Annotated in this window: 14 protein-coding genes; 6 read left to right on the top strand and 8 right to left on the bottom strand. The window is 72.1% G+C overall.

All coding sequences use genetic code 11. The features are described 5' to 3' along the window. Window positions 1-7 precede the first annotated feature (7 nt). Window positions 8-898 (bottom strand): alpha/beta fold hydrolase, encoded by an 891-nt coding sequence (locus CXR44_RS23685; RefSeq protein ID WP_245899357.1) that lies wholly within the window; start codon window positions 896-898, stop codon window positions 8-10. A gap of 77 nt (window positions 899-975) precedes the next feature. On the opposite strand from CXR44_RS23685, the gene CXR44_RS23680 reads away from it, so the two are divergent. Then, the gene (locus tag CXR44_RS23680; RefSeq protein WP_101788290.1) at window positions 976-1,347 is read left to right on the top strand and encodes a hypothetical protein; all 372 of its coding nucleotides are present in this window, start codon (window positions 976-978) and stop codon (window positions 1,345-1,347) included. Between the two features lie 106 nt (window positions 1,348-1,453). Here CXR44_RS23680 and CXR44_RS23675 read toward each other — a convergent pair whose 3' ends face one another. Continuing rightward, on the bottom strand, window positions 1,454-2,401 hold the full coding sequence (locus CXR44_RS23675) for an EamA family transporter (RefSeq protein WP_101788289.1): 948 nt from the start codon (window positions 2,399-2,401) through the stop codon (window positions 1,454-1,456). Window positions 2,402-2,493: 92 nt separating this feature from the next. On the opposite strand from CXR44_RS23675, the gene CXR44_RS23670 reads away from it, so the two are divergent. The 3 genes from CXR44_RS23670 to CXR44_RS23660 all read left to right on the top strand — a co-directional run bounded on the left by CXR44_RS23670 (window position 2,494) and on the right by CXR44_RS23660 (window position 5,592). Further along, the gene (locus tag CXR44_RS23670; RefSeq protein ID WP_101788288.1) at window positions 2,494-3,699 is read left to right on the top strand and encodes a magnesium transporter MgtE N-terminal domain-containing protein; all 1,206 of its coding nucleotides are present in this window, start codon (window positions 2,494-2,496) and stop codon (window positions 3,697-3,699) included. Next, a complete protein-coding gene (locus tag CXR44_RS23665) occupies window positions 3,696-4,163 on the top strand; it encodes a DUF1003 domain-containing protein (RefSeq protein ID WP_101788287.1) in 468 nt (155 codons plus the stop codon). Before CXR44_RS23670 ends, CXR44_RS23665 begins: the two co-directional genes overlap by 4 nt. A gap of 289 nt (window positions 4,164-4,452) precedes the next feature. Then, window positions 4,453-5,592 (top strand): Mrp/NBP35 family ATP-binding protein, encoded by a 1,140-nt coding sequence (locus CXR44_RS23660; protein ID WP_101788286.1) that lies wholly within the window; start codon window positions 4,453-4,455, stop codon window positions 5,590-5,592. A gap of 47 nt (window positions 5,593-5,639) precedes the next feature. On the opposite strand, the gene CXR44_RS23655 is transcribed toward CXR44_RS23660, so the two are convergent. Together CXR44_RS23655 and CXR44_RS23650 are read right to left on the bottom strand one after the other, a co-directional pair. Beyond that, on the bottom strand, window positions 5,640-6,302 hold the full coding sequence (locus tag CXR44_RS23655; RefSeq protein ID WP_101788285.1) for a response regulator transcription factor: 663 nt from the start codon (window positions 6,300-6,302) through the stop codon (window positions 5,640-5,642). Beyond that, window positions 6,299-7,357 (bottom strand): sensor histidine kinase, encoded by a 1,059-nt coding sequence (locus CXR44_RS23650; protein ID WP_180903665.1) that lies wholly within the window; start codon window positions 7,355-7,357, stop codon window positions 6,299-6,301. The genes CXR44_RS23655 and CXR44_RS23650 overlap by 4 nt, the downstream gene beginning before the upstream one ends. Before the next feature lie 87 nt (window positions 7,358-7,444). On the opposite strand from CXR44_RS23650, the gene CXR44_RS23645 reads away from it, so the two are divergent. Then, window positions 7,445-8,065, top strand: coding sequence for a hypothetical protein (locus CXR44_RS23645; RefSeq protein ID WP_219601963.1), 621 nt, complete (start codon window positions 7,445-7,447; stop codon window positions 8,063-8,065). Between the two features lie 97 nt (window positions 8,066-8,162). Here CXR44_RS23645 and CXR44_RS23640 read toward each other — a convergent pair whose 3' ends face one another. From CXR44_RS23640 to sigE, 4 genes are all read right to left on the bottom strand, one after another. After that, entirely contained in the window at window positions 8,163-8,522 is a 360-nt protein-coding gene (locus CXR44_RS23640) for a sec-independent translocase (protein ID WP_101788283.1), read from the bottom strand. 315 nt (window positions 8,523-8,837) lie between these two features. Further along, on the bottom strand, window positions 8,838-10,667 hold the full coding sequence (locus CXR44_RS23635; RefSeq protein ID WP_101788282.1) for a trypsin-like peptidase domain-containing protein: 1,830 nt from the start codon (window positions 10,665-10,667) through the stop codon (window positions 8,838-8,840). 182 nt (window positions 10,668-10,849) lie between these two features. Further along, a complete protein-coding gene (locus CXR44_RS23630; RefSeq protein ID WP_101788281.1) occupies window positions 10,850-11,365 on the bottom strand; it encodes an anti-sigma factor family protein in 516 nt (171 codons plus the stop codon). A 1-nt stretch (window position 11,366) separates the two neighbouring features. Beyond that, a complete protein-coding gene (gene sigE, locus CXR44_RS23625) occupies window positions 11,367-12,008 on the bottom strand; it encodes an RNA polymerase sigma factor SigE (protein WP_101788280.1) in 642 nt (213 codons plus the stop codon). 161 nt (window positions 12,009-12,169) lie between these two features. Here sigE and CXR44_RS41110 point away from each other — a divergent pair. Then, window positions 12,170-12,460, top strand: a 291-nt coding sequence (locus CXR44_RS41110) for an O-methyltransferase (protein WP_245899355.1), incomplete at its 3' end; no start/stop codon positions are given.

Below are 12,460 nucleotides of genomic sequence, written 5' to 3'. Positions count from 1 at the left end.
GCGCCCGTCACGCGGCGAGCAGGGCGGCCAGGACGCCCTCGGCGCGCGTCCACAGCAGCGAGCCGCCCTCCTCGGGCAGCAGGTGCCGCCGCGCGCCGGGGATGCGACGGGCCAGGACGGCCCCGTGGTCGGGCGAGTGGACGGTGCCCGGGTCGTGCCCGCCGTACCAGAGCACGACCGGCACCCGGATGTCCTCCACCCGGAACGGCCACGGCCGGAAGGCGAGCACCAGGTCCCGCGCGTAGCCGGCCGCACCCTGCGCGAAGCCCTCGGCCAGCGAGCGGCGGTAGGCGGGCTCGAAGGCGGGGTCCGTGTAGACGGCCAGGTCACGTTCACCGCTCGTCCCGGTGACCAGGCCCCACATCATCTCGGCGCCGCCGTCGCGGGCGAAGGTCGCCTCGAACGCCTCCGGGTCGTCGGCGGCCGCTGCCAGCAGCCCGGCCACCGCCGGGTCCACCGGCAGCCCGGGATGGGTCAGCTCGTCCAGGCCGGACACCACGGCAGCGGCCGTCACGACCCCGGCGGCGGCGCAGGCCAGCGCGAACGGCGCCCCGTGCGAGAACCCGACGACCCGCACCCCGCCCTCCAGGCCGAGCCCGGAGACGAGTTCGCGGACGTCGCCGGGCCAGCTCAGCAGCGTGCGGTCCGGAGCGGGGTCGGAGACCCCCAGGCCGGGCCGCTCCACCGCGACCAGCCGCACTCCGAGGCGGCCGAGGACGTCCGCGCCGAAGCCGAGACTGCGGCCCATCGCCGCCCCGCTGAAGAACAGCACCGGCGCCCCGTCCGCGGGCCCCCAGGCCGCCCAGCCGAGCGCGCGCCCGTCGCGCAGCCGCACCGTCCCCGCCTCTTCGGGCTCCATGATCCCGTACGTCACGCCATCCTCCAGTCCGGTGTCCACGGCAGGTGACTGTAGGCGGCCCCCCGCCCGTCCGGCCACCGGTTATCAGGGCCGGCACGGGCGGTTACAGTCGAGCCGTGAGCGACACACGCGCGGCCGTCGAGGAGGGCGCCAAGAAGTCCGGCGTCCTCTGGGTCACCCTCGACCGCCCCCGCCTGGCCTGGCACGTCTGGCACGACGGCGCCGTCCACCTGGTGACCGGCGGCGGGGAGCAGGACCTGCCCGGCCTCGACGCGCTCGACACGGTGCGCGTCACCCTGCGCAGCAAGGACAACGGCGCCCTGCTGGTGGAGTTCGACGCGCGGGTCGCCGTCGTGGACCAGGCCGCCGAGCCTGAGGTGGTGGCGGTGCTGGCCAAGGAGCGGCTCAACGCCCGCGACAGCGAGCACCTGGCGGAGCGCTGGGCCCGCGAGTCCACAGTGATCCGCCTGACGCCGGTGACCGCCTGACGCCACTGACAGCGTGACGCCGGTGACCGCCTGACGCCACTGACAGCGTGACGCCGGTGACCGCTCGACGCCACTGGCCGCCTGACGGCACGCCCGGCCGAGGCCGTCAGGGCGACACGGCCACCGGCTCGTGCTCGACCGGCGCGGCCGCCTTGGGCCCGGTCCTGGCCGTCTGGGCGAGCAGCGCGCCCGACAGGACCAGCAGGCCGCCGAGGATCTGGAACCCGCCGAGCGTCTCGCCCAGCAGCGCCCAGGCGACCACCGCGCCTCCGATGACCTCCAGCGACGCCACCGTCGCGCCGATCGCCGCCGACAGGCGCCGCACCGCGGTCACGCCCAGGATGTACGCCGTCACGGTCGCGATCACCACCATCCACAGGTACGCCCCGGCGACCGGCAGCGTGACCCCGCCCTGCGGCGTGGCCGAGACGGTGAACGCCTCCCACGGGATGTTCCACGGCCTGGCGAACGGGACGAGCACGACGGCGGCCCCGAGCATGCCCCAGGCGATGAGGCCCAGCGGGTCCACGTCGTCCCCGAAGCTATCGCTCATCAGGAAATATCCGGCACAGCACGCCCCGGCGGCCAGCCCGAGGAGCAGGCCGAGCGCGTCCAGCCGCAGCCCCTGCCAGGCCTCCACGACGATGCCGAGCCCCACGACCGCGAGCACCGCGCCGACGAACGCCGCCCGCGCCAGCCGTATCCTGCGCACGAAGCGCACCCAGACGACCACCATCACCGGCGCCATGAACTCCAGCAGCAGTGCGATGCCCACCGGCAGCCGCGTGATCGCCACGAAGTAGAGGGCCTGCACCCCGGCCACGGCGACGACCGCGTACATGCCGAAGAAGGGCAGCCGCGAGCGCGGGATGCGCAGCGCCGACGGCTTCGCCACGGCCAGGACGGCCAGGAGCAGCAGCCCCGCGCCCGCCATCCGGGCCCACACCGCCTCGATCGGGGCGAGCCCGGCGGCGATGAGGTACTTGGCCATGGGACCGGAGAACGCGAAACACCACGCGGAGACGAAGGCGATCGCCAGGCCCGCATATCGCATCAGAACACCATCCGTAATTACCGTCAGCAGGATTTGATACTGACACGAGGGTGGTCCCGGGCGCAATGCCACATGGCTGTTAGCCTGCAGAGATGAAGATCTTCGTGGCCCGCCTGGCCGGGACCTCGGTCTTCGATCCCGCGGGCGACCCTATCGGCCGCATCCGGGATGTCGTGGCCGGCCTGCGCGGCACCCGGCCGCCCAGCGTGCACGGCATGGTCGTCGAGGTTCAGCCGCGCCGCCGGGTGTTCCTGCCCATGACCCGCGTACGCGGCATCGAGGCGGGCGCGGTCGTCTTCACCGGGAAGCTCAACGTGCGCCGGTTCGAGAAGCGCGCCAGCGAGACGCTGGTCATCGGCGAGATGCTCGACCTCACCGTGACCATCGACGGCGAACCGATGATCGTCTACGACGTGGCGATGGAGGAGACCAAACCGTCGGTCTGGGAGATCACCAAGGTCGCCGCCTACCGGGGCAGGCGGCGGCGCGAGCCGAGAGTCGCCGCCTGGAACGAGGTGTCGGGGTTCAACGTCCTGCAGAAGGACCAGGGCGCGGCCGGGCTGATCGCGGCGTTCGAGTCGATGCGGCCGGCCGACATGGCCAGCGCCCTGCACGAGCTGCCCGGCAAGCGGCGCGTCGAGATCGCCCGCGCCCTCGACGACGACCGGCTCGCCGACGTGCTGGAAGAGCTGCCGCCGGGCGACCAGATCGGCATCCTCGGCACCCTCGAACCCGAGCGGGCCGCCGACGTGCTGGAGGAGATGGGTCCCGACGACGCCGCCGACCTGCTGCACGACCTGCCCGAGGAGCAGGCCACCCGGCTGCTGGCCCTGATGGAGCCGCGGGAGGCCGCTCCGGTGCGGCGCCTGCTCACCTACCCGCACGACACGGCCGGCGGCATGATGACCACCGAGCCCGTGATCCTGCCGCCGAGCGCCACGGTGGCCGAGGCGCTCGCGCACATCCGGCACCAGGACCTCACGCCGGCCGTCGCCGCCCAGGTGTACGTGACCCGGCCCCCCAACGAGACGCCGACCGGGGCGTACCTGGGCGTGACCCACTTCCAGCGCCTGCTGCGCGACCCGCCGTCGACCCTGCTCGGCGCCGTGCTCGACCCGTCCATCGACCCGATCAGGCCCGGCTTCACGCTGCCCGACGTCGCCTTCTACCTGGCCAGCTACAACCTGGTGGCGGCGCCGGTCGTCGACGAGCTGGGCCGGCTCGTCGGCGCGGTCACCGTGGACGACGTGCTGGACCACATGCTGCCCGAGGACTGGCGCGAAAGGGCGCACCCGTGACCGCCGAACGCCTCGACCAGCCTCGCGACCTGCGCCGGACGCTGCGCCCGCACTACGACCGCGAGGCGTTCGGCCGCCTGTCGGAGCGCATCGCGCGCTTCCTCGGCACCGCCAGGTTCATCGTCTACATGACGGTGTTCGTCGGGGTGTGGGTGACCTGGAACGTCGCGGCCCCCCGATCCCTGGCCTTCGATCCGTACCCGTTCATCTTCCTCACCCTCATGCTGTCGCTGCAGGCGTCGTACGCGGCGCCGCTCATCCTGCTCGCCCAGAACAGGCAGGCCGACCGCGACCGCGTCCAGTACGAGCAGGACCGCGAGCGGGCCGAGCGCGACCAGGCCGAGATCGAGTATCTGACCCGCGAGATCGCCGGGCTGCGGATGGCGCTGAGCGAGGTGGCGACCCGCGACTACCTGCGCTCCGAGCTCCAGCGGCTGCTGGACGAGCTCAGGGAGCGGCCCTGACGTCGAGCCGGGCGAGCAGGTCGCCGATCCGGCGCCGAGCTCACCGGGGTCCAGCAGGTCGAGCCGCCCCGGCGCCTCGGCCGGCCGCGCGAGCACGTCGACGGTGCGGCCCTCGTCGCCCAGAAGAGACACGGAGTAACCTGAGAACGTTGCGCGGACACCTGAAAGCACGGATTAACCCCGTCGCTTCCCTGGTTCATACCATGGAGGGGCATCCTCGCCGACGTGTCGCGCCGGTCACCCACAGACGACTAAGGAGGGACGGCACTCCCTTCGTGCCGAGACTTCGATGGCACCAACCCAGCAGCAGGTGACGGCCGCCCTCGCCACCGTCATCGACCCCGAGATCCGCCGTCCGATCACCGATCTCGGCATGGTCAAGAGCGTCGACATCGCGCCGGACGGCGTCGTCCGCGTAGGCGTCTACCTGACGGTGGCCGGCTGTCCGATGAAGGACACCATCCGCCGCGACGTGGTCGCCGCCGTCTCCAAGCTCGACGGTGTCGCAGGCGTCGAGCTGGAGCTCGACGTCATGAGCACCGAGCAGCGCAAGGAGTTGCAGACCAAGCTCCGCGGCGACCGGGGCCCGGAGAAGGAGATCCCGTTCAACCAGCCCGGCTCGCTGACCCGCGTCTTCGCGGTGGCCAGCGGCAAGGGCGGTGTCGGCAAGTCGTCGGTCACGGTCAACCTGGCCGCCGCCATGGCCGCCAACGGGCTCAAGGTCGGCATCGTCGACGCCGACATCTACGGCCACAGCGTTCCGCGGATGCTCGGCGCCGCCGAACGCCCCACCAAGGTCGAAGACATGATCATGCCGCCGGTGGCGCATGACATCAAGGTCATCTCGGTCGGCATGTTCAAGCCCGAGGGCAACACCCCCGTGGTCTGGCGCGGGCCCATGCTCGACCGCGCGCTGCACCAGTTCCTCGCCGACGTCTACTGGGGCGACCTCGACGTCCTGCTGCTCGACCTGCCGCCCGGCACCGGCGACATCGCCATCTCCGTGGCCCAGCGCCTGCCGTCGGCCGAGCTCCTCGTCGTCACCACGCCGCAGATGGCCGCCGCCGAAGTGGCCGAGCGGGCCGGCTCGATCGCCGCGCAGACGCACCAGCAGATCGCGGGCGTCATCGAGAACATGGCCTGGCTTCCCTGCCCGCACTGCGACGAGCGCATCGCGGTGTTCGGCGAGGGCGGCGGCCAGACCGTGGCCGACGCGCTCACCCGCACGCTCGGCGCCCGCGTGCCGCTGCTCGGCCAGGTGCCGCTCGACCTGCGGCTGCGCGAGGGCGGCGACGAGGGCAAGCCGCTCGTCCTGACCGACCCCGACTCGCCCGCGGCGGCCGAGCTGCGCTCGATCGCGGCCACCCTCGGCAAGCGGGCGTCCAGCCTGAAGGGCATGCAGCTCGGGCTGGCCCCCAACCGCCGCTAGCCCTCCGGCAGGCGCCGTGGCCGTGGCGTCATCGGCCACGGCGCCTGTCATGGCCCGAAACTCCTGGGGCGCCGTTCGACACCGGCGAAGACGAGGCCGAGTTCGTAGGCCAGGACGGCCGCCTGGGTACGGTCGCGGGCGCCGAGCTTGTCCAGGACATTGCCGACGTGCGTTTTGACCGTCTCCTTGGTGACGTGCAGGGCCGCCGCGATTTCCGCGTTGTTCTGTCCGAGCGCGATGTGCCGCAGGACGTCCAGTTCGCGGGGGGTCAGCTCGACCGGCACGCGCGGCGTGGCTGTACCGACGTGCGGGGATGCGATGCGGCGCAGCGCGTCGGGGAAGAGCAGCGCGTCGCGTGAGTGCACCAGCCGGACGGCCTCCACCAGTTCGTCGGCGGGCGCGCGTTTGAGCACGTAGCCCGCGGCGCCGGCGCGCAGCGCGCCCCAGACCAGTTGGTCGTTCTCGAACGTGGTGACCACGACGACGCGCGTCGCCGGGGAGCGGCGGGCCAGCTCCTGGGTCGCGGCCAGACCGTCCATGCGGGGCATGCGGATGTCCATCAGCACGACGTCCGCGCCGGTGCCGGCCTCGACGGCTTCGCGGCCGTCGCCCGCCTCGCCCACCACCTCGATGTCGTCGTGCAGGGACAGCATGGTCGTCCAGCCCGAACGGATCAACTTCTCGTCGTCGGCCAGGACGACCCGGATCACAGCGGCAGCCTCGCCTGAACGCGCCACGTCCCGTCCGCCTCCTCCCAGGTACACGTGCCGCCGGCCAGGCGGGCCCGCAAACGCATGCCGGTCAGGCCGCGCCCCTGTCCGCCGAGGCTGCCCGCGACCGCGTTGTCCACCGTCAGGACCAGGTCGGCGCCCACGGCGACGTTCAGCGTGACCGGGCCGCGCCCGTGACGCAGGGCGTTGGTGAGCGCCTCCCGCGCGAGGGCGAAGGCCGTGCGCGAGGCTGCGGCCGGGACCTTGTCGAGGTGTTCGATGACGTTCATGTGCACGTCGAGGCCGCGGGTGAGCGTGTCGAGGGCCTCCAGGGTGGGGGTCTCGGTGGTGCCGCCGTCGTCGAGCACGCTCAACAGCACGTCCAGGTCCTGCTGGGCGTCGCGGGCGGTGGCCGTCAGGTGCTCCAGCGACTGTACGGCGAGCGCGGTCTTGGTGCGCTGCAGTGCCGCCTGGGCGGCCATCGCCTGGACGAGGACGACGCTGAGAGCGTGGCCGACGGAGTCGTGCAGTTCCAGGGCGAGGCTCTGGCGGCGGCCGAGTTCGTCGATCACGCGTGACGGCTCGGTGCGCAGCAGCCGGCGCGCCGCCCAGCGCTGCCCGAGTCCCGCGGCGACCATCACGGTCAGCACGGTGGCGGCGATCAGGAGCACTTCAGCAGGCTCGCCGAGCCCCGCCCGCGCCAGTCCGGGCAGCGACACCAGTCCGGGCGTCAGCGCCAGCATGCCCGCTCCGAACGTGCCACCGCCGTACAGGTGCAGGCTGGTCAGCACCACCAGGTAGACGCGGTCCGCCCGCTTGGGCACCTCGACGTCGAGCAGCTCCGACAACGCGGCCGCCTCCAGACGCCGCATCAGCGGCGTCAGGGCGAGCAGCACGGAGGCCGGCAGGCAAGCCGCCCATAGCACCAGCACGCGCCCCGGCGTCCACTCGGTCAGGATAGGCAGGCCGAGCACCACGGCGACCGGAGTCAGCAGCGCGGCGCCCAGCAGCTGGTAGATCCCGGCCCGCACGGCCAGAACGATGTGGTACCTCACGACGATCGACGTTAGCCGACGGCCCGCCCGGCGCACTCCCTCCCCAGGGGGAGGCGGCCGGGTCCGGCTGTTCCTAGCGTGATCGGCATGACGAGAAGTGATCGGATCCTCGACGCGCCGCTGCCGGCCGCCATGACCACCGGAACAGCGGAACCGGCCATGGACGCGCCGGCGGCCACCGGGCGGCTGCGCAGCATGTGGAGAGCCGCGCATGCCCCGGTGGCCGGGGTTCCCCGCTGGGCGCGGACCGCCGCCTACGTCATCCCGTTCACCGTGCTGCCGGCCGGCCTCTGGCGACTGCCTTTCGCGTTCGGCGACGGGCTCCAGCTCGGCGAGCGGGCCTACATCATCCTGCTGACGATCATGTCGGAGCTGCTGGCGTTCACGGCCGTCGGACTGGTCGCCGCCTGGGGAGAGCGATTCCCGCGCTGGGTACCCGGGCTGGGTGGCCGCAGAGTGCCGACGCCGGCCGCCGTCATCCCCGCGACCCTCGGCGCCGTGATCCTGACGGTCTTGTGGACAGCCGCCGTCGTCACCGAGCTCGCCGGAGTGACCCTGCGAGGCGAGCCGACTCCCGCCAACTTCCCCACCCAAGCAGGCGGCTGGCAGGCGGCGATCTACTACCTCTGCTACCTCCCGCTACTGCTGTGGGGACCCCTGCTCGCCGCCGTCACCTACGCCTACTACCGGCGCCGCAGGAACACCTGACCCGGTCGGCACGGCACAGGCGCACTTCCTCGAAGTCCTGGCCGATCCCGGAGACGCCGGCAGTTCATGCTGCTGTTCGGAAGGTGCCGGCAGCCCGTCAGGTGGCCTCGGAGTCGTACGGCGGGAGCTCGCCGTAGCCCAGCTCGTCCACCGGATCGGGGACGGGCGGCGCGGTGACCGGTTCGAGCTGGCGCGGCTGGCCGTTCCAGTCGTCCTCCAGGTCGTCCAGGAGGTGCTTGCGGACGAAGTTGCGCGGATTGAGGTCGGCGGGGTCGAAGTTGGACAGCTCCGGAGGCAGCCCGGCACGCAGGTCATCACGGGCGTTGTTGGCCATCCGGCGCAGGTTGCGCAACGTCTTGCCAGCCTGCGACGCCGCCTCGGGCAGCTTCTCCGGACCGAAGACGAGCAGCGCGATGACGATCAGCGCTCCGATCTCCAGCCAGCCCAGTCCGAACACCGTGAGCTCCTACCGCAGTCCGTTGCTCCGAGGACAACCCCGGCACATCCCAGACTAAAGGCTCCAGGGGGCTGGTCGGTCGTCCACGTCGGACAACAACGTACCAACCGCCCGGCCCCGTGATCCGAGCGCGTCCGACAGCCCACCACCGGGACCGGCGTACCGCGGCCCACCACCCGGACGGGCAGACACCGGCCCACCACCCGGACGGCGTACCGCGGCCCACCACCCGGACGGGCAGACACCGGCTCACCACCCGGACGGACGGACGGTGGCCCGCCACCCGGGACGGGCGGGCGCCGCGGCCCGCCAGGGTCAGGACGGGGTCGGGTTCGGGGTCTCGTCGGCCATCACCGTGAGGGTCGCGGAGCGCTCCTGACCGGCGCGCTCGTACTTGACGTTGATCTTGGCGCCCGGCGCCTTGCTGCGGATCAGCGCGATGAGCTCGTTGCCGTCCTGCAGCCGCAGGCCGTCGATCTCCAGGATGACGTCACCCGGCTTCAGGCCGGCCTTGGCCGCGGGACCGTTGGCGTCGATCGGCTGGCGGCCCTCGGCGGGCTCGGAGGCGATGCGGACGCCCTGGCCCTTGTAGTTGCGGTCGAGCACGATGCCGATCTTGGGCCGCTTGGCCTTGCCGTCGGTGACCAGCTCCTGCGCGACGCGACGCGCTTGGTTGACCGGGATGGCGAAGCCGAGGCCGATGCTGCCGCTCTGGCTGTTGAGCGAACGGCTCAGCGTGGCGATGGCGGAGTTGACCCCCACGACCTCACCCTTGCCGTTGACCAGCGGGCCACCGGAGTTGCCCGGGTTGATCGCGGCGTCGGTCTGGATGGCGCTGATGTAGGCGGGCTCCTCGGACGTGCCGCTCTCGTCGCCCGCGATGACCGGACGGTTGAGCGAGCTGACGATGCCCGTCGTGACCGTGCCCGACAGGCCCAGCGGCGAGCCGACCGCGATGACCGGGTCGCCGACGACCACCTGGTCGGAGTTGCCGAGCGTGATCTCCGGCGTGCCGAACGTCTCCTCCGGCTTGACGACCGCGAGGTCGGAGCCGGGGTCGCGGCCGACGATCCGGCCCGTGGTGGTCTTGCGGTTGTGGAACTGGATCCGGATCTCGCCGCCTCGGGCGGCCATGGCGACGACGTGGTTGTTGGTGACCACGTAACCGTCCTTGATCAGGAACCCGGAGCCGGTCGCGCCGTCGGCGCTCGTGCCGTTGCCGACCTCCAGGGACACGACGCTCGGCAGCACGCGGGCGGCGACGCCCGCCACCGAGTCGGGCGCCCGGTTGCTGCTGCCGTTGGGCGGCGGGCCGAGGCTGTAGGACGGGTCGGTGCCGCCGGTCGACCTGGTGAGCAGGTAGGTGCCGACGCTGCCGAACAGGGACGCGGCGAGCGCGATGACGACGGCCAGCACGATCAGCAGGCCGGTGCTCGGGCCGCGCCGGACCGCGACCGCCTGACCGCCGTGCGGGACGGAGGGCGGCGGAGCCCAGCCGGGGCCCATCCCGAAGGCGCTGCTCGGAGGCGGCGGCATGTCGCCGCCGTAGGGCGGCGCGCCGGGCGAGCTGCCGAAGAACGGGCTCTCGTAGGCGCGGGTGTCGTGCCCCGGACCCGTCTCACCGCTCTGCGGCACGCCGTACGGGGTGCTGTCGGGGCTGGCGAAGAACGGGCCCGAGCCCTGGTCGGCGCTCGGAGGGCCGGGCCTGTCACCGCCTCCTTGCCCGGACTGGTCGCTCCAGGAGCCGTACGGAGCGGGGCCGGCGTGGTGAGCCTCACCGGGATGGCCGGGCTGGTCGGGACGATCGGAGTGGCCGGGATGACCGGCCTGGTCAGGATGACCGGCCTGGTCAGGATGACCGGCCTGGTCAGGATGACCGGCCTGGTCAGGATGACCGGCCTGGTCAGGATGACCGGAGTGGCCGGGATGACCGAACTGGTCGGGCGGGCCGGAATGGCCGCCCTGGACCGACGCGTCACCGGGACGTCGCGACGGGTCCGCCCAGCCGCCGGACACGGCCGGCTCACCGCCCGGCTCGCCGGATCGCTCCGCCCGCTCCTCGGCGGGCCGGAACTCCGGGCGCCCCTGCGCGTCAGGGAAGTCCGACGGCCTGCGTCCGTCGTCGGGGCGCGTCTCGTCGGTCATCTAGGTCTCACCACTCCTTGCTCGACACCGCAATCCTGGCGCGATAGGCATACGAGAGTCGTAAAAGCATGTGTCAGGAATCGCCCACACGCGAGCGGACCCCGGACAAAACACCGATCCCAGATCGTATGCCCCTGACGCCATCGACTACGCCATCGAGTATTCCAGGCCTGGACCGCTGGTCAGGGCGTGGCGGTGGGAGGAGTGCTCACCGGGGGATTCTGCTTGATCATCTCGACCGGCGGGGGCGACGTGCTCTGGCCCGAGCCGGAGACCGCGAAGAAGGTGCCGAGGGCGACGGCCGCGGACACCACGCCGACCGCCACGTAGGAGCCACGTCGCCTAGCGCCGCGGCCCGGGCCCGAAGCGCCACCCATCACGGTGCGCGGCCGGTTGTCCGGAGGGGCGATGCTGTGCGGCCCGGGAAGGGGCACCCCACCGAACGTCCGGGTAGGGAAAGGCCGCTCCCGAGGGGGCAACGGGCCGCCCGGCTCCGCCATGCGCAGCAAGGACATGGTCAGGTCGGCCGGCATGGCAAGTTCGTCGAGCGAGCGCAGGCGCGACTTCAGCGCCCGCATCGACTCGACCTCGTGCCTGCAGTCGGCGCAGAAGGCCAGGTGGGCGAGAGCACGATCACGCTCGGTGTGATTGAGCTCGCCGTCCACCAGAGCGGATACACGTTCTCCAAGATGCGACATATCAGACTTCCTCCCCACGGGTCCCGGACGGGAATGCTGGCGGGGGGAGTTGTGAGTTGCGGGGAGCCCGATGATCGAGCGCCTCGCGCAACTGCGCCCGGCCACGGTGAATACGGCTGCGGACCGTGCCCAGCTTGACGCCGAGCGTGGCCGCGATCTCCTCGTAGGACAGGCCCTCGATGTCGCACAGCACGATGGCCGCCCGGAACTCCGGGGCGAGCGCGTCGAGCGCCGCCTGGATGTCGGGCTCGAGGTGGGCGTCGTCGAACGCCTGCGCCGGCGACGGCTCGCGACCGCGCAGCCGCTCGGCGGCGTCGTCGGCGAGCCCCTCGAAGCGGATGCGCTGCTTGCGACGGGCCATGTCGAGGAACAGGTTGGTCGTGATCCGGTGCAGCCAGCCCTCGAACGTGCCGGGCGTGTAACTGGACAGCGACCTGAAGACCCGTACGAAGACCTCCTGGGTGAGGTCTTCGGCGTCATGAACGTTGCCGGTCAGGCGATACGCCAGCCGATAAACGCGGGCGGAGTGTGTCCGCACCACTTCCTCCCAGGTGGGAGGCGTCCAGTCGGACACGGGAGCATCGGCCTGGTGGTCGCTTTCGTCCACCAGAACTCCTCTCTCTGGGACCACCGCTACCGCCATAGTGCCTGGTTTCGTCCCTTCATGCGCACTGCCTGCCTTCCGGACCGGCAAAGCCCGTTTAAACCTGCAACGCCGCGAGGTGCTCCTGAGTTCCCGTCCTGGCGTGTCTCCCCTAGGCTGCGATCGGTGACCAATCGCACGAAAGTGGGGGGAGGAGGCCGATGACCAGTCCGGTGGAGGCCACTCTGGCCTATGCGGAGCAGTTCCATCACGAGGATGAGATCCTGCACGCGGCGCGCCGGCGCGGCCTGGAGATGGGCGCGCCGCCCATCCTTCCCGGAGGCGGGGCCGCGCTCTGCTTCCTCGCCTCGGCGCTCAACGCCAAGTCCGTGGTCGAGATCGGCACGGGGTGCGGCGTCTCCGGCCTCTGGCTGCTCCGCGGCATGCGCCAGGACGGCACGCTGACCAGCGTGGACGTGGAGCCCGAGCACCAGCGGCTGGCCCGGCAGGCC

Origin of the sequence: Nonomuraea indica, assembly GCF_002850745.1 — a bacterium.
Lineage (GTDB): Bacteria > Actinomycetota > Actinomycetes > Streptosporangiales > Streptosporangiaceae > Nonomuraea > Nonomuraea indica.
This window is presented reverse-complemented; position numbering and strand designations above follow the sequence as displayed.

Excerpts from the sequence above, each read along its gene's own strand:
- CXR44_RS23670 (WP_101788288.1), top strand. The coding sequence starts at position 2,494 with ATGAAGATCTTCGTGGCCCGCCTGGCCGGGACCTCGGTCTTCGATCCC.
- CXR44_RS23630 (WP_101788281.1), bottom strand. The coding sequence starts at position 11,365 with ATGTCGCATCTTGGAGAACGTGTATCCGCTCTGGTGGACGGCGAGCTC.
- sigE (WP_101788280.1), bottom strand. The coding sequence starts at position 12,008 with ATGGCGGTAGCGGTGGTCCCAGAGAGAGGAGTTCTGGTGGACGAAAGC.
- CXR44_RS23660 (WP_101788286.1), top strand. The coding sequence starts at position 4,453 with ATGGCACCAACCCAGCAGCAGGTGACGGCCGCCCTCGCCACCGTCATC.
- CXR44_RS23675 (WP_101788289.1), bottom strand. The coding sequence starts at position 2,401 with ATGCGATATGCGGGCCTGGCGATCGCCTTCGTCTCCGCGTGGTGTTTC.
- CXR44_RS23645 (WP_219601963.1), top strand. The coding sequence starts at position 7,445 with ATGACGAGAAGTGATCGGATCCTCGACGCGCCGCTGCCGGCCGCCATG.
- CXR44_RS23635 (WP_101788282.1), bottom strand. The coding sequence starts at position 10,667 with ATGACCGACGAGACGCGCCCCGACGACGGACGCAGGCCGTCGGACTTC.